The sequence below is a fragment of the Paraburkholderia sp. genome (assembly GCF_024281035.1).
Taxonomy (GTDB): Bacteria; Pseudomonadota; Gammaproteobacteria; order Burkholderiales; family Burkholderiaceae; genus Paraburkholderia.
On record NZ_JAMXLH010000048.1, the window covers coordinates 92,214 to 112,711 of the forward strand.

Sequence of the window (20,498 nt, forward strand, 5' to 3'; positions counted from 1 at the left end):
ATGCATACCGTCTGTCTACCAAGTTCTGCGTGGCGTACCGATGAACGAGCCGTCCAATCATTTTTGCATTGTGTCGCCGGGCGTGATGCGACGCAACCGGCGTCGATTCTCGTGGACACTTCGGCCATCCTGCGGCACGCGCAGGTCGTCCACGCGGAGCACGAAGTCTGTGCGTTTGAATTTTCCGATTGGGTGCGGATCGGTTTTACCGCGGAAGGCGTACTCGACATCGAACGAATCCGCAACGATTGCGCCGTTTCCCCGGCAGGAAGTATCGTCGTCGTGAAGGCGAACGGATTCGAATCCGATCTGATCGTTCGAGCGCTCCATCAGATGCGGATAGGTTTGTTCACGGTGGCGAAATGGCCGTACGTTGTTGCCGTGGTCTGTGATGATTCGCAGGTGTTCCAGGTCGCGCCTCCGCTGTCGTCGACGTTCTATCTGCAGCCTGCAGTGCTTAACCCGGCGACGTCAAGGCGTGTCGCGAAGCAGATCGCCGACGAATGCAAATCGTTGAAATGGTTTGGAAGGAGCGTCGGTGCATTGCCGACGCTGCTCCGCCGCTGGGTAGCGATGAGGCGAAAGGCGCGCGATCGCAAGATGAATCGCGGATTCGGCTGGGTATGGGACGAGTGAGAGCGTATGAGCGGCGCTAACAACGCGTCGAACACCGGGCAAGCATAGTCATGCACCGCTCTATGCTGGCGTTGCAGGGGCCGGCCTCTCCATTTTTCGCCGAGCTGAGTTCGTCTCTTCGCACCCGGGGACATTCCGTCCTACGAGTGAATTTCTGCGGGGGGGATCTTGTGTACGGTCGTGGAAACAACTGCCTGAATTACGCACAGCCGCTTGCCGGTCTCGCGTCGTGGTACGACGACGTGATCGTGCGGGAAGGGGTGACTGATGTTGTGATGTTCGGTGACTGCCGCGAGGTTCATACGCCCATGCATAAGATCGCTCACGCGCGAGGCGCGCGCGTGCATGTATTCGAGGAAGGCTACGTGCGTCCGTATTGGCTCACACTTGAGCGTCACGGCGTGAACGGGCGATCGTTGTTGCCACGGGACCCGGAGTCGTACCTGGCGGCGCAAGCGACAACTCCGCCTTGTCCGCTGGGTATCGAAACCGGCTATAGCCTGTTCGAGCGTGCGGCGCACGATATTCGATATCGGTCGGCCAATTTTCTGCTCGCCGGATTCTTCCGGCACTACCGGAGTCACCGGCCGCGCAATGGAGTGACCGAGTATGCAGGGCTCGCACGGCGCGTGCTGGAAGGCCGGGGCCATCGGGCGAACGCGTTGGCAATCGCTCAGGAGCTGCGGGATTCCCGGCGCCCGTTCTTTCTCTTTCCGCTGCAATTGAATTCGGATTCGCAGATCGTTGTTCATTCGCCGTTTGATGGAATACGTGACGCGATTTCGAAGGTCGTCCGGTCGTTTGCATTTCACGCGCCGAAAGATGCATGGCTGGTTATCAAGAATCATCCGTTCGACACGGGGTTGATCGACTACCACCGATACGCGAAGACGCTTGCACAAGAGTGCGATATGGGTGAGCGTTTGCGCTTCATCGATGCGGGTCATCTGCCCACCTTGCTCGACCTCGCGCGGGGTGTGGTTGTCGTCAACAGCACCGTGGGCCTATCAGCGCTACATCACAAGAGACCACTCGTCACGTTGGGATCGGCGATCTATGGCATGGCAGGCCTTACGTGGCAGGGATCGCTCGATGCCTTTTGGACGTGTGGGCAAGCGCCGAACGAGCAGCTGTATCGTGCGTTCTTGAACTTTGTGGTTCATCGCACGCAAATCAACGGCGACTTCTATTCGCAAAGCGGTATCGGTATGGCGATTCCGGCTGCGATTCAGCGTATCGAGGCGGCGCATGCAGCATAGTTCCCTCAGCCACGTCGCCATCACCGGCGCCAGCGCCGGCCTCGGCCGTGCGCTGGCGCTCGCTTATGCGCATCCGGGCATGGTGCTGGGCCTGAGTGGGCGAGACGAGGCACGACTCGCAGCGAGCGCCGTCGATTGCCGCCTGCGTGGTGCAACGGTTGTTACGGCGACCATCGACGTGCGCGACGCCGTCGCAATGCAGCGCTGGATCGAGACGTTCGACGCCGTATATCCAATCGATCTCCTGATCGCTAATGCGGGCACTGCGAGCACGCTCGCACACGGGGGCGACTGGGAAGCGCGCGAGCGGACCGCAGTGATTGTCGACACCAACTTTTACGGCGCTATTCACGCGGCATTACCCGTCATCGACCGCATGCGCACCCGCCGCAGCGGCCACATCGTGTTGATCAGCTCGATCGCGGCGCTACGCGGCATGGCGATTTCGCCGGCGTACTGTGCAAGCAAGGCTGCGCTAAAAGCGTGGGGCGACTCAGTACGCCCGGTATTGGCCCGCGACGGTATTGGCCTGTCTGTCGTTCTGCCCGGTTTTGTGAAGACGGCGATGAGCGACGTATTCCCCGGTGACAAGCCGTTTCTGTGGTCGGCGGAAAAGGCGGCCAGGTTCATCCAGCACAGGCTGGCCAGCCGACGCGCCGAGATCGCCTTTCCTGGCCCTCTCGCGCTAGGCATGCGACTGCTTGCGTTGCTCCCGGCAGCGCTCGCCGACGCAATTCTCGGCCGCCTGTCCTATCTGCCGCGCGAGGAGCGATAGCGTGGCGTCTTCGTCAATAGCGATAACGCTCGTCGCCGCCATCGGGCTGTCACTCGGTGCGGACATCTTCGTCATTCCGCGCGCACCCTCGCGTCGCCACCCCATCGCCTTCGCCCTCCACGCCACGAGCGTGCTGTTCCTCGTCTGCGTGACCCTCGCACTCACGCGCCGTCCGCATTTCGCGGCGTTCGTTGCGCTCGCACTGGTCATACTCATCGGCGCTGTCAGTAATGCAAAATACGCTTCCTTGCGCGAGCCTTTCGTCTTCACGGACCTAAGCCTCTTCAGCCAGCTATTCGCCCATCCGCGCCTTTACCTGCCGTTTCTGAGCCCGGTGACGATCGCGGCCATCGCGACCGGCAGCGCGGTTTTGGTGGCCGGTTTCTTCCTCGATACGACGTTGCCCGCGTCCGCCGCAGTCGTTGGCGTAGCGGGTGCCGCCGCATGCCTCGCGCTCGGCTACCTGTGCGCGGCGCGCCTGCAACTCAGCCTCGACCCGCACGAAGACCAGCGCCATCACGGGTTCTTCGCAGTTTTCGTGGCCTACCTGCTGAACGGCATGCGTCCAGCCATTTTTCGGGCATTCGCGCGTACGGTCGCTGCCGGCCCGTTCGCCCAGACAAAGGCGCTACACAGTCATCCCGACGTGATCGTGATCCAGTGCGAGTCGTTCTTCGATCCGCGCACGTTGTCTGATGGGATTGATCCGTCGCTTCTCGCACACTTCGACCAGGCCTGCTGCGAATCGCTCGAACACGGCCGACTGACCGTTCCCGCATGGGGCGCCAACACGATGCGTTCGGAGTTTGCGTTGCTCACGGGTTTGCCGTCGTCGCAGCTTGGCTACGCGCGCTTTTATCCCTACGCATTTGTGCGCCGCACCTGCGCATCGCTTGCCGGCTGGTTTCGACACGCCGGTTATCGCACGGTGGCGGTTCACCCGTTTTTCGCGGATTTTTTTGGGCGAGACCGCGTTTTTCCGCTGCTCCAGTTCGACCGCTTTCTCGACATTCGCGCTTTCGCACGCGCGCCGCGCGCCGGCCCATATGTTTCCGATGCGGCGGTGCTCGACCGTATCGTCGCGCTGCTCGACGAAAACCGTTCGCAGCCCGCGTTCATCTTCGCGATGACGATGGAAAATCACGGGCCGCTCCATCTGGAATCAGTCGAAGCGGGTGCGGCCGGGCACTACCACAAGCTCGGCGAGGACCCCGCGTGGCGTGATCTCACCGCCTACCTGCGCCATCTTGCGAACGCCGATGCCATGATCGGCCGCCTCATCGCGCATCTGCGCGAACGCCGTCGCGACACGATCCTGTGCTTTTACGGCGATCACGTCCCGGCGTTATCCCACGTATTCGAACGGCTCGGCAACGTACCTGCCCTTAGCAACTACTTCATCTGGCGAAACTTTGGAGGCCGGCCCGCCAGGTTGCAAGACAGAGCCGTCGAGGATCTTGGCGCCGCGCTGCTCCACGCCATGGAGAAAGCGGGCCAGTGCAACGCATCGGTTAGCACGGTGGAGAAGGTACAGCGCCCATGAATAACAGCAAGATCGCAATCGTCGGCATGTCGTGCCGGTTTCCGGGGAGCGTACACGGGCCGGAGGCGTTCTGGAAACTGCTGGAAGGCGAGAAAGACGCCGTCACACAGATTCCGGCGGAGCGCTTCGGTACCGGGTTTTATCAACATCCGTCGAAGCGCGAGCCCGGCAAGAGCTATACGTTCGCTGCGGGCGTGCTCGATGATGTCGCCGGTTTCGATGCCGGGTTCTTCGGCATCTCGCCGCGCGAGGCGACGCAGATGGATCCCCAGCAGCGTCTCCTGCTCGAACTGACCTGGGAGGCGTTCGAAGATGCCGGTATGCGTGCGCAGGACATGCGCGGGCGCAATTGTGCAGTCTACGTCGGCGCCGCCAGTACCGACTATGCCAATCGAAGCATGGATGACCTCAATTCAGTCGATCCGTATTCGGCGACCGGCAATACGCTCAGCATCGCGTCGAACCGCATTTCGTATCTGTTCGATCTGCGCGGCCCGAGCATGACGATCGATACGGCGTGTTCGTCGTCGCTCGTCGCGCTTCATCAGGCCGTGAGCGCGCTGCAGTCGGGCGATGTCGAGATGGCGCTTGCGGGCGGCGTGAACCTGCTTTTGCATCCGTTCGGTTTCGTGGGCTTTTCGAAGGCGTCGATGCTTTCGCCGCGCGGTCGTTGTCGCGCGTTCGATGCTACCGGCGACGGTTACGTGCGTGCCGAAGGCGGCGCGGTCGTCGTGCTGAAGACGCTCGAACGCGCGCTCGCGGACGGTGACGCGATTCATGCGGTCATCGCCGGAACCGGCGTCAATTCGGATGGTTTCTCGCAGGGCGGCATCAGCGTGCCGGGTGCGGCGACGCAGGCCGCGCTGTTGCGCGAGGTCTATGCGTGCGCAGGCATCGATCCGCGCACGGTCGATTACGTGGAGGCGCACGGCACGGGGACGGCGGTCGGCGATCCGATCGAGGCACGCGCGCTGATCGAGGTCGCGGGTGCCGGCCGTCCTGCCGGCAAGCCGCTCCTGATCGGCTCGGTCAAGACCAACATCGGCCACCTGGAAACTGCGGCGGGCATGGCAGGGCTGTTCAAGGCGATCCTGTGCCTGAAGCATCGCGCCGTGCCGCGCACGCTGCATTTCAATGTGCCCAATCCGAACATCGATTTCGAGGCTGGCCGCCTTCGCGTCGTCGACCGCTTTACGCCCATCGGCGAGGACGGCCATGCGCTTGTCGCGGGCGTCAATTCGTTCGGTTTCGGCGGCACGAATGCGCACGTTGTGCTCACCCAGGCGCCTGCCGTCGAACGCAGTGCCGCGGTGCCCGCGTCGGCTTCACCCGGTCTTGCGCCGCTCGTGCTGTCCGCGCGCTCGAAGCCGACGCTTGCCGCCTTAGCTGCGCGCTATTCGGAGCAACTCGATGCAGGCGTGCCGTGGGACGTGCTTGCGAGCGCGGCCGCACATCGCCGCCAGTGGCTCGAACAGCGTGCGATCGTCGCGCCGTCGAGTCTCGACGAAGCGTGGGCGGCGCTCGCCGCGCTCGCTTCAGCCGATAGCGACGATGCGTGCGCGGCCGTCGTGCGTGGCGAGGTGATCCAGGATGACGCGCGCGTCGCGCTCGTGTTTTCGGGCAATGGTGCGCAGTGGGCGGGCATGGGTCAGCAACTGCTCACGCAAGATGCGGCGTTTGGCGCGGCTGTTGCGGAAGTCGACGCGCTCTGGTGCGCCGACGGCAGCCCATCGCTGATGGCGGCGCTCTCGGCGGGCGTCGAGGACGAGATGATTGCCGCAACCGAACACGCGCAACCGCTGCTCTTCGCGATCCAGGTGGGTATCGTGCGGGCGATCGAGGCGCGCGGCGTGGGGTTCTGCGCGAGCGTCGGTCACAGCGTCGGCGAAGTTGCCGCGGCGTGGGCCGCTGGCGCGCTCACGCTGCAGGACGCCGTGCGGGTCGTGAAGACGCGCAGCCGTGCGCAGGCGACGACGCGCGGCGCGGGCCGCATGGCTGCCGCCGGTATCGGCGAGGCGCAAGCATGCGAGCTGATCGAGCGCCTTCGATTGGCGGACGACATCGAGGTGGCCGGCATCAACAGCCCGCAGTCGGTGACACTGGCGGGTTCGCTCGCGGGCCTGGAGGTGATTCAGGAGGCGCTGGCCGCGAGCGGACAATTCTTCCAGCTGCTGGATCTCGATTACGCGTTCCACAGCCGTCACATGGACGCAATCGAGAAGACGGTGTACGAGCGCCTCGCGGACATCGCACCGCGTGCGGGCAAGTGCCGTTTCGTTTCGACCGTGACGGGCGCGCCGCTCGACGGCACGGCGCTTGATGCCGGCTATTGGTGGCGCAACATCCGCGAGCCGGTGCGTTTCGGCGAGGCAATCGCGCGGCTCGTGGACGAGGGCGTGCGGCTCTTTGTCGAAGTCGGCCCGCACACGATTCTGCGCATGTACGTGAAGCAGTCGCTCGATGCGCTGAAGGTGCAAGGCGTCACGCTCGCCACGCTCAAGCGCCATCACGACAGCGCGCTCACGCTGCATCGCGCGATCCTGTCCGCGGTGGCACACGGCGCTCAAGTTGACCGCGAGTGCCTCGTCGCGTATCGGCCGGCTTGCGCGGAAGTCGCATTGCCGCGCTATCCATGGCAGCACGAGCACTACTGGGTCACGCAGACTGCCGAAGGCTATGGGCTCGCCGACCGCCGCCGCGAGCATCCGCTGCTTGGCTACCGTCTGCGCGAACACGCGTTCGCATGGGAAAACCAGATCGATCCGGCGCGCGTGCCGTTCCTTGCGGATCATGTCGTCGACGGCGGCGTGACATTCCCCGGCGCGGGTTTTGTGGAGATGGCGCTCGCCGCCGCGTGCGAATTCTTCGGCACACCGTCGTGCGCGCTCGAAAATGTCGAAATTCGCCAGCCCGTCGTGTTCCAGCCGCAGCACGCAAAACTGTTCCGTCTGACGATCGATACCCGCACGGCCGCGTTCACGATCGAGACGCGCGAGCGCATGAGCGAGGACGCCTGGGCGACCAACGTGGTCGGCCGCCTGCTCGCGAGCGGCACGACGCTTGCTTCGCGCGACGCACTGCCCGAGGCCGTGCTGGATGCCTTCGCGGTCCGGCCCGCTCTCGACGCACACACGCTCTACGCGAACACGAAGAGGATCGGACTTTCGTATGGCCCTGCGTTCCGGCTGGTGCGCGAAGTGCGCGTGGCTAGTGAAATGGCGAATGGCATGGCGCTCGCCGCGCTCGACACGCCGGTGGCGGCGCCGTATCTGCTGCATCCCGCGTTGATGGATGCGGGTTTTCATCCGCTGTTCGCGCTGCTCGCCGACGAGGGCGGCGCTGCCAGCCGCGCCGCGTATGTGCCGGTGCAGTTTGTCCGCGTCGAGTATCTGCGCGGCGATACCGTCGAGCGCGTGCTTGCGACGATCGAGCGGCGCAGTCCGCATTCCGTCGTCGCGTCGTTCGATTTCCTCGATGGCGAAGGGCGTGTCGTCGCCCGCCTGGGCGAGTGCCGTTTCCGCCGCGTCGATCTGCAGGCGCGTCGCCACGCCGAGCCGGGCCGCTATGCCTGGCGTCTCGAAGCGCGTCCGCTTGCGGGCGGCTTCGATGCGTCGTCGCTGCCCGCATCGGCCACGCTGCTCGACGATGCGGTGAGCACGCTCGCCATGCGCGACGAGCGCGCGCGCCGTGCGATGCATCTGACCGAGGTGCTGCCGCTCATCGACGTGCTCGCGAGCGGTTACGCGCTGCGGGCGCTCGAAGCGAGCGGTGCGTTCGACGCCCCGGCGCTGCCCGGCGGCCCGTTTGCGGACCTCACGGCGCGTCTTGCGGCGATGCTCGTCGAGGATGGCCTTGCACGCTTCGACGGCCACCGTCTCATGCGCAACACCGAAGCCTGCGAGGCGTTGCCGCACGTTGACGAGCTGTGGTGCAGCCTGCTCGAACAGTCCCCCGCGCACGTCGCCGAACTGACCTTGCTCGCGCACTGCGGCGCGCTGCTGCCTGCGCTGCTCAAGGGCGAGCTGCAGCCGGAGCAGACGATGTCCGCGACGGGCAACAGTCTCGTCGAACACTTCTTCGAAGCCTCGCCGACGTGGTCGCATGTGCGCGCGCTGATCGGCGCCTTTACGGCGCGCGCGGTGGCGGCATGGCAGGCACCGCGCCGTCTGCGCGTGCTCGAGATCGGCCATCCGGACGTGGAAGTGCCTCGGCCTCTGGAGTTCGCGCTACCCGCCGGGCGCTGCGACTACGCAATTGCGTGCACGGGTCCGCAGCAGGCGGCGCTGCTAGCCGAAGGCACCTGCGCGGCTCGCCTCGTCACGCTTGTCACGGGCGAGCGCTTCACACTCAAGGCCGAGGATGACGCGCCCTACGACATCGTGATCGTGAACCGGCTGCTGGCAGGTCAGCGCGATCCGCTCGCGGTGCTGACCGCGCTGCGCGGCTGGCTCGCGCCGGGCGCCTTCGTCGTGATTGCAGAATCGCGCCACAGCCGTTTCGCCGACATCGTGTTCGGACCGTCCGGCGTGACAGCGGCAACGTCGCTCACTGCCGCCCAGATTGTGCATATGCTGGACGCAGCGGGTTTTGCCGATATCGTCTCGTTCGCGGAGCAGGGCATTGAGTACGAGGGGACGCCTGCGCTGATAGTTGCGCGCGCACCGTTTCACGAAGCGGCGGGCATGCCGTCGGTCGCCGCGGTGCCGTCCGTGCTGCCTATTGCGTCCGCTTCGTCCGATGCACCGTGGCTCGTCATCCATGCCGGTGCCAAAGCCGATGCGTGCGCCGAGGGGCTGGCATCGGTATTGCGCGAACGCGGCGCGGACGTCACGGTCATCACGCAAGCCGACGTGGAGCAGACGCTGCACGCGATCAGCATCTCGCCCGATCACGCGCCGTTGCATCTCGTGTTCATGGCACCCGATGCCACGTTGCCCGCCGACGCCGATGGCGCCGCCGTCATGCGCGCCCAGCGCGCGACATCGCTCGCGCTCGCGCGGCTCGTGCGCGAACTCGGTGCTGCGAGCGTGCCGGTGCAGTTGAGCGTCATTACGCAGGACGGCGCACCGTTCGCGAGCCTCGTGCCGAAGGGAGCCGCCGCCGCAGCAGCAGCACGTCGCCCGGAGCAGGCGACGCTCTGGGGGCTCGGCCGTGTGCTGGCGAACGAGCATCCGGAACTGGGCTGCCGTCTGATCGACGTGTCGTGCGCCTGCGACGGCGCATTTGCCACGCTCGCGAACGAACTGCTTGCTGCGGACGGGGAGGAGGAAGTGCTGCTCGGCGCGCACGGCCGCTTCGTGCCGCGCATGCTCGATGCGGCCGAAGCGCTGCGCCGCAGTACGCCGCACGACGACGGCAGCGCGCGTGCGGTGGCGCTGGCCTTCGAATCGCCGGGCTCGCTGCGCAACCTCGAATGGTTTGCGCAGCCCGAGCGCGTGCTCGACGGCGACGCGGTCGAGATCGAGCCGGTCGCGACCGGCCTGAACTTTCGCGACGTCATGTACGCGATGGGACTCCTGTCCGACGAGGCCGTCGAGACGGGATTCGCGGGCGCGACGGTGGGCATGGAACTGTCCGGGCACGTTACGCGTGCCGGTGCGGATGTGCGCGCATTCCAGCCGGGCGACGCCGTGCTCGGCTTCGCGCCCGCGTCGTTCGCCACGCGCGTTCAAACGCGTGCGGGCGCGCTCACGCACAAGCCGGACGCGATGACGTTCGAAGAAGCGGCGACGATTCCGACCACCTTTTTTACGGCCTGGTATGCGCTTGTCGAACTGGCGCGCCTGCGTCGCGGCGAGCGCGTGCTCGTGCATGGCGGCGCGGGCGGTGTCGGCATCGCCGCGATCCAGCTTGCACGCCATCTCGGCGCCGACGTGTTCGCGACGGCGGGCAGCCACGAAAAGCGTGAGTTCGTGCGCCTTATCGGCGCGAACCGAGTGTTCGACTCGCGCAGCCTCGCGTTCGCCGATCAGGTCCGCGACGCCACGCGCGGCGCGGGTGTGGACGTCGTCCTGAATTCGCTGGCGGGAGAGGCGATGGTGCGCAGCATCGATACGCTGCGCCCGTTTGGCCGTTTCCTCGAACTGGGCAAGCGTGATTTCTACGAGAACAGCCGCCTGGGCCTGCGGTCTTTGCGCAACAACATCAGCTATTTCGGCATCGACGCCGACCAGCTCATGGGCGCGCTGCCCGAACTGACGACGCGTCTGTTCCGCGACGTCATGCAGTGCTTCAAAGAAGGTGTGCTACATCCGCTGCCGTATCGCATGTTCCCGGCTGCGCGCGTCGAGGAGGCGTTCCGCTACATGCAGCAGGCGCGGCAGATCGGCAAGGTGCTCGTCGGCTATCCGGCTGGCACGCCCGCGCCGGCGCGCGGACCGATTCGCAGGGAGACGTTGCAGTTCGATGCCGATGGTGCGTATCTCGTGATCGGCGGCACGGGCGGCCTGGGCTTCGCGAGTGCGCGCTGGATGGTTGCGCGCGGCGCGCGCCACCTGACGCTCGCGAGCCGCGGCGGCGTCCTGAACGACGCGGCGCGCAAGGAGATCGCGCGCTGGCGCGAAGAAGCGCAAGTGAGTGTGGATGTGGTGTCGTGCGACGCGACCGATGCAGCGGCTGTCACGGCGCTCGTCGCGGCAATTGCCGCGCGCGGCACGCCGCTCAGGGGCGTACTGCATTCGGCCATGCACATCGACGACGGTCTCGTGCGCAATCTCGACGATGCGCGTTTCGAAGCGGTGCTCGCGCCGAAGGTTGCGGGCGCATGGAATCTGCATCGTGCGACGGCGGGCCATGATTTGCGCTTTTTTATTGTGTACTCCTCCGCGACGACAGTGCTCGGCAACCCGGGGCAGTCGAGCTACGTCGCCGCCAACAGTTTTCTCGAAGCGCTCGTTGAAACGCGCCGCGCAGCGGGACTGCCCGGCACCTGCATGGCGTGGGGGCCGCTCGAAGACGTTGGTTTTCTCGCGCGCAACGAAAAAACGCGTGAGGCGTTGCAGTCGCGCATCGGCGGCGCGTCGATCTCGTCGGAGGAAGCGCTTGCCGCGCTGGAACGCGTGCTGCTTGCGGGCGAAGCGGGCGAGGCCGTCGTGCGGCTCGACTGGCAGGCGCTTTCGCGCGGCATGCCCGCAGCGCTCGCGCGCCGTTACGCATCGATGCGCACGCCCGGCGCGCAGGAGCCCGTGCGCGAGGGCACGCAGCACTTGCGCGAGCGCATCCGCGTGATGCCGCGTGCCGACGCGCTTGCGCTCGTCGAAGAAACGTTGCGCGCGCAGATCGCGCACATTCTTCACCTCGCGCCCGAGCGCATCGAGCTCGAACGCGCCGTGTCCGACCTGGGCATGGACTCGCTCATGGGCATGGAACTGGGGCTCGCCGTCGAAGAGCTGTTCGAGGTCAAGCTCTCGGTGATGGCGATTGCGCAGGGCGCGACGATCCGCTCGCTCGCGGTGCGTATTGCGAATTCGGTCGATGCGGTCGATGCGGTCGAAGCGAACGAGGACCGTGCGGACGATGGCGTGTCTCAGGTCGATGCGCGCGGCGTCACGATTGCGCAACTGGCGAGCCAGCACGCCCTCGACGGCGAACCGGTCGCGCGCGCCGCCGGCGCGCCGGACGCCGCCCAGACCGTCGAAACGGAGGCGGTGCAATGAGCGTACCGGCAGGCTGGCTGACCAGTCAGGGTACGCTCGCGCGCGAACTGACGATGCGCGGCCACGGACTGCATACGGGCCGCGCCGTGAGCGTGCGCATCGTGCCGGTGCGTGATGCAAGGGCGGCGGATGCGTCGCCGGGCATCGTGTTTCGGCGCATCGAGGACAGGCGTGAAGTGGTGTGGCTGCGCGCGGAGCCCGCGCTGCGGCATGCGCAGCCGCTGTGCACGATGCTGCGCGCAGCGAACGGGCTTGGCGTGCGCACGGTTGAGCATTTGCTCGCATCGTTGCTGGCCTGCGAGATCGACCACGCGGTGGTCGAAATCGACGCCGAGGAAGTGCCGATTCTGGACGGCAGCGCATTGCCATGGATCGAGGCGATTCGCGCCTGCGGCCGCGAGGCGCTGCCGCAACCGAAGTGCTTCATTCGCGTGCTCAAGCCGGTTGTGGTCGTCGACGGAAGTGGCGCGCAGCGCCGCGAAATGCGCATCGAACCTGCGGCGCGCTACGAAATGTGTGTGTGCAACGATCTCAGGGGCTTCGGCGACATGCAATGGAGCGGCGCGCTCACGCCCGACGTTTTCGCTAGCGAGATCGCGCCGTCGCGCTCGTATGGGCGCGTGAAATGGGCGGTGCCCGCGATCGTCTCGGGCTACATGCGCGGCATGCCGATCCTGCGCGGGGCGCGCCCTTCGTGCACGGCGCCGATCGTCGGCAATCGCGTGCTGGGCGGCATGCGATTGCCCGACGAGTTCGTGCGTCATCGCGTGCTGGATCTCGTCGGCGACCTCGCGCTTGCCGGTGCGCCACTGCTTGGCCGCGTGAGTGCGCAGCGCCCGAGTCACGAAATGAACTTCCGGCTGCTTGCCGCGCTGCTCGCCGAGCGCGATGCGTGGGAGTGGACCGAATGCGCGATATAGCACCGCGCCGGCCTTCGATCAGGGGGGCAGCACTTTATGGGAATGGGTGAGCAGATCCGCAAGCAGCTTGCGGCGGCGGCGCTCAAGCGCCACCTTGAGCGCGTCTCGGGTGCGGTGCAGGTGCACGGCGAAGGCACGGCCGTGAACGCCACTGCGCGACCGGGTGCGGCGGCGGGTGGTGCCTGGGACGCACGCGCGCGCTTCGAGGCAATGCCGCTGTATCGGCAGGTGAGCCTCATGCGCCAGATGGGCGACGCGCTGCGCGTGTCGTCGCCGTTCTTTCGCGTGCACGAGGGCGCGGCAGGCGCCACGACCCGTATCGGCGGGCGCGAGTACATCAACTTCGCGAACTACAACTACCTCGGGCTGTCCGGCGACCCGTACGTGACGGCTCAGGCGAAAGACGCGATCGACCGCTACGGCACCTCGGCGTCCGCGAGCCGCATGGTCGCGGGTGAACGCCCGGTGCAGCGGGAACTCGAACAGGCGCTCGCGCGCCTGTATGGCACCGACGACTGCGTGGCATTCGTGAGCGGCCACGCGACGAACGTCACGGTGATCGGCGCCCTGTTCGGGCAAGGCGATCTGATTGTCCACGATGCGCTCGCGCATAACAGCATCGTGCAAGGCGCGCAGTTGAGCGGCGCAAAACGCCTCTCGTTCGCCCACAACGACTGGCGCGAACTCGATGCGCTGCTCGCGCGCGTGCGCCACGAATTCCGCAATGTGCTCGTCGTCATCGAAGGGCTCTATAGCATGGACGGTGATCTGCCCGATCTCGTGCGGTTCGTCGAGATCCGGCGGCGCCACGGCGTGTTCCTGATGGTCGACGAGGCGCACTCGCTCGGCGTGCTCGGTGCAGCGGGCAGGGGCATTCGCGAGCATAGCGGCGTGTCGAGCGGCGACGTCGATCTCTGGATGGGCACGATGAGCAAGACGCTCGCGGGCTGCGGCGGCTTTATCGCGGGCTGCCAGCCGCTGGTCGACATGCTGCGCCATCTTGCGCCAGGGTTTCTCTACAGCGTCGGTCTCGCACCGGCACTCGCGGCGGGCTCGCTCGCGGCGTTAAATCGCATGCTTGCCGAGCCCGAGCGGGTCGCGACGCTGCAGGCGCGCGGCCGGCAGTTCCTGCGCGAAGCGCGCGCAGCCGGTCTGGATACGGGCGCGAGCGCGGGCTACGCCGTCGTGCCCGTCATCGCACGCAGCTCGCTCAAGGCGGCACAGTGGGCCAACGCATTGTTCGAGGAAGGCATCAATGTGCAGCCGATTTTCTATCCGGCAGTCGAAGAACGGGCAGCCAGGCTGCGTTTTTTCATCTGCTCGACGCACAAGCCGGAGCAGATCACGCATACAGTCGATACGCTCGCGCGCATTGCGAAAAGGTAGCGGGACGACATCGTGGCGACCGGACCTGAAGCCACGCTCGTTTTCCCAGCCGACGCGCCCGGAGCGTCGGCGCCGCCGCCCGCACTGACCTTTCGCGCGGCGCGCGCGGAGGATGCGGCTGCTGTTGCGCCACTCGTCTACGCTTCCGGAGAGCGGGAATTCCGGTTTTTCCTGGGGGTTTCATCCGGCGAGTGCGTGGCGTTCCTGCGCGATGCATTCGCGCTTTCCGCCGGGCGATTTTCCTGGAGACGGCATCGTGTAGCACTCGATGCGAGCGGCGAGATCGTTGGTGTGCTCGCCGCGCATGACGGCAGAGACGTGCGCGCAGACGATCCGCACATCGCGTGGATACTGCTGCGGCATTTCGGACTGCGCCGCACGGTCCCGATGCTGCTGCGCGGGCTCGTACTCGAACAGGAACTGCCGAAGCCGAAACGCAGCCAGACGCGGGTTGCACACTGTGCCGTCGCGGCGGCAATGCGCGGCACGGGTGTTTTTAGCGCACTCTTCGGCGACGCGCGGCGCACGGGCATGCGCGGCCTCGCTGGCGAGCCGGATGAGCGCGAGATCGTACTCGACGTGCTCGTGAGCAACACGCGTGCGGCCGCGCTGTATCGGCGGCACGGTTTCGTCGAGGTTGCGCGGCCGCGCCCGCGCTCACGCCGGTCGCCTGACGATCTCGAATCGATTCGAATGCGTTTCAGTCCCCGTATGACTGATTGAGACGCAAGATGCTCGACATATCCGTCGAAGTCGGCTCAGGCTTTCACGTGAACAGCACGCGCTTCACGCGCTGCAACGTCCTGTACGGCGTCACAAAATGCAGCAAGCTCTTCGCGAGCCCCGCCCAGTCGCGCCAGTTGAGCACGTTCAAATAGCGCCATTGCAAACGCAGCGTAGAAACGATTTGCCGCCGCCGCTTTGTCGCGCTGATACCGCCTTCATTGAGCTCGTAATAGAGCCCGGGCTCCGGCAGGTTCGCGCATTCGTAGCGCTCCATCAGCCGCAGGAACAGATCGAGATCCTCGGCCGCCGGATATTTCACGCGATAGTTGCCCACGGCCTTCACAGCCTCCACGCGCAGCATCACCGAAGGGTGAACAAGTGGCGAGCGCAACAGGCGCTCGCGCCGCAAACGCGCGGGGTCGGCTGCCGGCCTCAGTACGAAGAGCGGCTCGCCTGCCCGATTCACGACTTGCGTCCACATGCCGAGCGCCGCGAGCGAGGGCGTTGCCTCCATGCACGCGCGCTGTTTCGCAAGCCGGTGCGCGAACGCGAGATCGCCCGCATCGATGCGGGCGGCATAACGAAAGCCTCGCGCGGCGAGTGCTTCGATACCCGCTTCGAGTGCGCGCTCGATGCCGCCGTTCCTGGGCATGCGCAGAATTTCCACGCACATGCCCGGCACGTCGGGCGCGACGATCGGCGGCGTGCTGCCGTCGTCCACGACAAGCGCGTAAATCGTTGCGTCCTCACTGAACGAAGCCAGCGAGCGTTCGACGTCGGCCTGGCCGTTATAGGCGGGCATCAGCACGGCGACGTCGGCGAGCGCACCGTTACGCGCGGCGCCTGCAATGGGGTTCGTCATGAAGCGAGCTTGAGGCGGATGTAATAGAAGTTCACGCTTGCAGCGGCGACATAGCCCGCCGCAAGTCCCACGAGCGCACCGTATGCGCCGAGGCGGTCAATGGCGATGAGGTTCACGGCGAACGCCACGGCGAGCGCGAGCAGCCACTTCGCGAGCAGCACGAATTTGGCCTGGTATTTAAGTACGACGAGGTTGCCGATTGCCTCGATTCCCGCGGGCACGGAAAGCCACACGGCCCAGCGGAAAATGCCGACTGCCTCCGTGTAATCCGGGCCGAACACGCGGCCGATGATGAAACCCGCGAGGGCGTCGAGCACGAGCGCGCCCGACACCATCAACGCCGCGGTCATGATGAAGAGCCGCAGCAGATTGCGGCGCAGCTGCGCGCTCTGCTGCACGCGGTAGACGAACGCGGGCGCGATGGTTTGCGCGAGCATCAGCGCGAGCGTGATCCAGTTTTCGTTCAACTGCTGCGCGGCCGAATAGCGGCCGAGGTCGGCGAACGAGATCGTGCGTTCGAGCATCAGGCGGTCGAGTTTCAGGAACAGGTACATGCAAATGAGCCCGATCCAGAACACGGTGCCTGCCGTGGCGAAGTGGCGAAAGAGCGTACGGTCGACGTGCCAGCCGAGCTTGCCGCCGTGGCGGCGCCGGAAGTAAAGCACGAGGGCCGCGCCGATTGCCGCCGATTCGATTGCCCACAGCCAGCCGAAGCTCGCGGGCCCGAATGCGGCGCGCGCGAGCAGCCAGACGAAGAGCGCCTTGAGGATGGCCGTCGTCATGCTCGCCAGCAACTGCGGCTTGCTGTACGTCATGCTTTGCAGCCAGGCGTTGATGACGCCGACGAACGGTTCGCGGAACAACATCGTGACCGCGAGGCCCGCGAGCATGGCGCCGACGAGCGGATCGGCCGCACCCGTCGCGATGCCGGCCCAGGTCACGAGCAGCGCCGCCGCGGACACGCCGATGCGCAAGGCAAATGCGCTGCCGAGCACCGTGCCCAGTTGCTCTGGCGGCCGGGTCACGATGGTCGGCACGAGGATTTCCGCGCCGCACACCCACGTGATGGGCGCGAGCACGAGCAGCAGCGTATTGGCGTATTGCCACTTGCCGAAGACATCGGGGCCGAAATAGCGCGCGAGTATGCCGCTGATCGCAATGGCGACTGCGATCTGCGTGACCCGCTCGAGGCCGAGCCACATGATGTTTGCGAATGCGCGGGCGACGTCGGGGTTCGCGTAGCGCTTCAGGCTCAGCATGGCCGCACGGCGCCCGGGGTGGCCGGGTGCTCACGCAGCATACGGGGCCGGCGCGGGACAGGCATTATCGATATTGTTATCGGAAGGAAAGGGCCAGGCATTAAAATGGGTGCCTAATTGTCAGGTAGCACAGGCGAAAGACGGCCATTATAGTTTGTAACGGATTCGACTTTTCGTAACGGGCTGCGCAAGTATGCAGCCGAACTGTGTTACCTATAGGCACGGTCATTCAAGGACGGTGAGTCTCATCATGGTTTCTCAATCGATTTTCAAGGCCTATGACATTCGCGGCGTGATCGGCAAGACGCTCGACGCCGAAACAGCGCACGCCATTGGCCGGGCATTCGGCAGCGAAGTGCGTGCGCAGGGCGGCGATGCAGTCGTGATCGCGCGTGACGGCCGGCTCTCCGGGCCGGAACTGAGCCGCGCGCTGGGCGACGGCCTGCGCGAAGCGGGCGTCGACGTCGTGGACGTGGGCATGGTGCCGACGCCGGTCGGCTACTTCGCGGCCAGCGTGCCGCTGAAGCTGGCGGGCGGCGAGCGCAGCGTGGATTCGTGCATCGTCGTGACCGGCAGCCATAATCCGCCCGATTACAACGGCTTCAAGATGGTGTTGCGCGGCAAGGCGATTTACGGCGCGCAGATCACCGCACTCTACGAGCGCATCGTTGCAGGCCGCTTCGACACCGGCGCGGGCAGCTACACGCAATACGACATCGCCGACGAGTACGTCGAGCGCATCGTGGGCGATGTGAAGCTTGCGCGTCCGATAAAGATCGTCGTCGACACCGGCAACGGCGTGGCCGGCAATCTCGCGCCGCGCCTCTTCAAGACGATGGGCTGCGAGCTGGTCGAACTCTTCACCGACGTGGACGGCACGTTCCCGAACCACCACCCGGATCCGGCGCACCCCGAAAACCTGCAGGACGTGATCCGCGCGCTCAAGGAAACCGACGCCGAGGTCGGCTTCGCGTTCGACGGCGACGGCGACCGCCTGGGCGTCGTCACGAAGGACGGCCAGATCATCTATCCGGACCGTCAACTGATGCTGTTCGCCGAGGACGTGCTGTCGCGCCATCCCGGCGAAGAGATCATTTACGACGTGAAGTGCACGCGTAATCTCGCGAAGTGGGTGAAGGCCAAGGGCGGCGTGCCGCTCATGTGGAAGACGGGCCATTCGCTCGTGAAGGCGAAGCTGCGCGAGACCGGCGCGCCGCTCGCGGGCGAGATGAGCGGCCACGTGTTCTTCAAGGACCGCTGGTACGGCTTCGACGACGGGCTCTATACCGGCGCGCGTCTGCTCGAACTGCTCTCGCGCGTCACGGATCCGAGCAAGCTGCTCAACGGCCTGCCGAACTCGCACGCCACGCCTGAACTGCAACTCAAGCTCGAAGAGGGCGAGAACTTCGCGCTGATCGCGAAGCTGCAAAAGAACGCGCAGTTCACGGGCGCGGACGAGGTCATCACGATCGACGGTTTGCGCGTGGAGTATCCGGACGGCTTCGGACTCGCGCGTTCGTCGAACACGACGCCGGTGGTCGTGATGCGCTTCGAGGCCGACAACGATGCGGCGCTCGCGCGTATCCAGGCCGATTTCAAGCGCGTGATTCTCGCCGAGAAGCCGGACGCGACGTTGCCGTTTTGATCATGCGTTGCGCGGTCCGGTGCGGTCCGGCGCACATTGGGCCGCGCACCGCATCGCGTGGCGCATACCGTCGCCTTGATGTCCGTACGTCAACTCACGAACAATTCCGCATGCTTTCTGGCTGACGGATGGCTTTCCGGTTCCTTTTGTTTTGCGAAACAATCGATCGCGAAGCAAAACCGGCACCAGGCGCGCCGCATTGGATGGTGAGTATCGGATGCTTCGCCATGCAACTATGGTTCGGGCGTCTCCAGCGGGCGCCGAACTTCTTTTGCCCACCCACATTCCTGCTGGTCGTACGGCCAGCTGCGTTGCTGTCATCCCGCGGCTTGTACCTTGTCTATCTTCGGGCGGGCATTCTCTTCGTATTCCATGTGTGCGCGCGCATCCTTGTGGATCACGTACGTAACACTGCTCCATGAATGTGGCTCTGTGCGTGCGAGCGCACAGAGCGCACGTCACCCGCAATCCTGCACGCCAAACGGTTCGACCGCCGCGCAAGCCCAAGCATGTAACCGATGAATCATTTGCGTAACAAAATGTGACGGCGCTATTTCGACCGGCTTTTTCAGACGCTCGTAAGCGACGTTATGCGTGTTTCTCCTGGTAGGCCGACGAATTCCCCTTCACAGCAACGCTCTCTTGCACCGCTACAAGACGTTCGCGACAGCAAACGTTCGTGCGTCCGGAACGCCCGTCGACAGGGCGATTCGGCTCGTCCGAACGCTTTGGTGGCCTGAAGGAAAATTACTTTTGAAAGCTCGACGACGGCTCCTGTTGTCGTGCCGCACAAGACCGCATCGCGCGTCCGATTCACCGTCCCGGACCGCGAAGCTGTATCAAAGGTGAAACAAAACAGAATCTGCAGCGGCAGGCTGGCAAGGTCCGCACGTGTCGCATGCGGTCTGTGTGTTTCTTCACACAGTGACCCTGATTCTCTTGTGCGTTGCAGGGATTTCGTCTGCATACGTGCGCTTGCCTACCCAACTATTCGCGTCGCCAAAATACCTGACGACTGGAGCGTCCCTGTTTGGTTTCAATGCTTTAGCCGCCCGAACTAACGTCTTCCGTGACGCGCGCCGGGCTCTTCCTGTCGTCAAGCCGTTCCGAAGCGCTTCCATGGCTTTTCTGGCGACGTCATGGGCCCGTGTTCAGCAGTGAAACATTCTGTGTGTGACCGGATTGCCGGGATCCTTTACTTCGCCAAACAATTCAATCCCACCAAGCATCCCGGGCGTGTTGGCACGCTTGTCGCTAAGTAGCAGGCGCAACGGTGACGTGCAGCCTGCGCAGCGATCAGGCGACGCGTCACGGCTTCCGGCCTCGCAGGATTGCTGACGGGGGAATCAATCCTCGATGCCGAAAGACTTCAGCCTCTGATCCGTCGGTCATGGAAAGCGGTGCTGAAGGGCAGGGAGCAGCGATTACGGCCTCGGCGGTTATCGACGTTCCCGCAGTGGTGGCTTAGGGGAAGGGAAGGTACGCGGCGCATCACACAGGGGCGATACGTCTCAGTGCCGATCCTCTTGGCCAGGCTAATCCGGGCTGTGCAGTGTGAGGCCCTTTAACCGATGCTCGGTCCCGCAGCGGGCATGTTTGAGTACTTGAGTTCAAAACTTCATTTTCAAGGAGCTTAAAAATGCAAAAGACTCTCGACCTGGTCCGCGCCTTTGGCCGTGAAGAAGATGGCGTGACGGCGATCGAATACGGCCTGCTGGCTGCGTTGATCGCAGTGGCGATCATCGCCACTGTCACCACCCTCGGCACCAATCTCCAGAAGGTGTTCGCCTACATCAGGGATCAGTTGGCAACCTCCATGACCGGGCTCTAAG

12 protein-coding genes are annotated in these 20,498 nt (G+C 65.1%); 10 read left to right on the top strand and 2 right to left on the bottom strand.

Annotation, left to right across the window (positions count from 1 at the left end):
• The 8 genes from Q0L30_RS15155 (at nucleotide 1) to Q0L30_RS15190 (ending at nucleotide 14,897) form a co-directional block, all read left to right on the top strand.
• Complete coding sequence (locus tag Q0L30_RS15155) at nucleotides 1-636, top strand: hypothetical protein (RefSeq protein WP_296657793.1); 636 nt, start codon at nucleotides 1-3, stop codon at nucleotides 634-636.
• A gap of 50 nt (nucleotides 637-686) precedes the next feature.
• Complete coding sequence (locus Q0L30_RS15160; protein WP_296657796.1) at nucleotides 687-1,895, top strand: capsular biosynthesis protein; 1,209 nt, start codon at nucleotides 687-689, stop codon at nucleotides 1,893-1,895.
• Nucleotides 1,885-2,670: an SDR family oxidoreductase gene (locus Q0L30_RS15165; RefSeq protein WP_296657798.1), complete on the top strand. Its 786-nt coding sequence runs from the start codon at nucleotides 1,885-1,887 to the stop codon at nucleotides 2,668-2,670. The genes Q0L30_RS15160 and Q0L30_RS15165 overlap by 11 nt, the downstream gene beginning before the upstream one ends.
• A gap of 16 nt (nucleotides 2,671-2,686) precedes the next feature.
• Entirely contained in the window at nucleotides 2,687-4,213 is a 1,527-nt protein-coding gene (locus Q0L30_RS15170; protein WP_296658037.1) for an LTA synthase family protein, read from the top strand.
• Complete coding sequence (locus Q0L30_RS15175; protein WP_296657801.1) at nucleotides 4,210-11,868, top strand: type I polyketide synthase; 7,659 nt, start codon at nucleotides 4,210-4,212, stop codon at nucleotides 11,866-11,868. Before Q0L30_RS15170 ends, Q0L30_RS15175 begins: the two co-directional genes overlap by 4 nt.
• The gene (locus Q0L30_RS15180) at nucleotides 11,865-12,788 is read left to right on the top strand and encodes a UDP-3-O-acyl N-acetylglycosamine deacetylase (RefSeq protein ID WP_296657804.1); all 924 of its coding nucleotides are present in this window, start codon (nucleotides 11,865-11,867) and stop codon (nucleotides 12,786-12,788) included. The genes Q0L30_RS15175 and Q0L30_RS15180 overlap by 4 nt, the downstream gene beginning before the upstream one ends.
• A gap of 36 nt (nucleotides 12,789-12,824) precedes the next feature.
• The gene (locus Q0L30_RS15185; protein WP_296657807.1) at nucleotides 12,825-14,174 is read left to right on the top strand and encodes an aminotransferase class I/II-fold pyridoxal phosphate-dependent enzyme; all 1,350 of its coding nucleotides are present in this window, start codon (nucleotides 12,825-12,827) and stop codon (nucleotides 14,172-14,174) included.
• Between the two features lie 84 nt (nucleotides 14,175-14,258).
• Nucleotides 14,259-14,897 carry an N-acetyltransferase gene (locus tag Q0L30_RS15190; protein WP_296658040.1) on the top strand — a complete coding sequence of 213 codons (639 nt, stop codon included), beginning with the start codon at nucleotides 14,259-14,261 and terminating at the stop codon, nucleotides 14,895-14,897.
• Nucleotides 14,898-14,940: 43 nt separating this feature from the next.
• Here Q0L30_RS15190 and Q0L30_RS15195 read toward each other — a convergent pair whose 3' ends face one another.
• Both Q0L30_RS15195 and Q0L30_RS15200 read right to left on the bottom strand, forming a co-directional pair.
• Nucleotides 14,941-15,762 (bottom strand): glycosyltransferase, encoded by an 822-nt coding sequence (locus Q0L30_RS15195; protein ID WP_296657810.1) that lies wholly within the window; start codon nucleotides 15,760-15,762, stop codon nucleotides 14,941-14,943.
• The gene (locus Q0L30_RS15200; protein WP_296657813.1) at nucleotides 15,759-17,021 is read right to left on the bottom strand and encodes an oligosaccharide flippase family protein; all 1,263 of its coding nucleotides are present in this window, start codon (nucleotides 17,019-17,021) and stop codon (nucleotides 15,759-15,761) included. The genes Q0L30_RS15195 and Q0L30_RS15200 overlap by 4 nt, the downstream gene beginning before the upstream one ends.
• Before the next feature lie 250 nt (nucleotides 17,022-17,271).
• On the opposite strand from Q0L30_RS15200, the gene Q0L30_RS15205 reads away from it, so the two are divergent.
• Together Q0L30_RS15205 and Q0L30_RS15210 are read left to right on the top strand one after the other, a co-directional pair.
• Complete coding sequence (locus Q0L30_RS15205) at nucleotides 17,272-18,666, top strand: phosphomannomutase/phosphoglucomutase (protein WP_296657815.1); 1,395 nt, start codon at nucleotides 17,272-17,274, stop codon at nucleotides 18,664-18,666.
• A gap of 1,639 nt (nucleotides 18,667-20,305) precedes the next feature.
• On the top strand, nucleotides 20,306-20,497 hold the full coding sequence (locus Q0L30_RS15210) for a Flp family type IVb pilin (RefSeq protein ID WP_296657818.1): 192 nt from the start codon (nucleotides 20,306-20,308) through the stop codon (nucleotides 20,495-20,497).
• Nucleotide 20,498 lies beyond the last annotated feature (1 nt).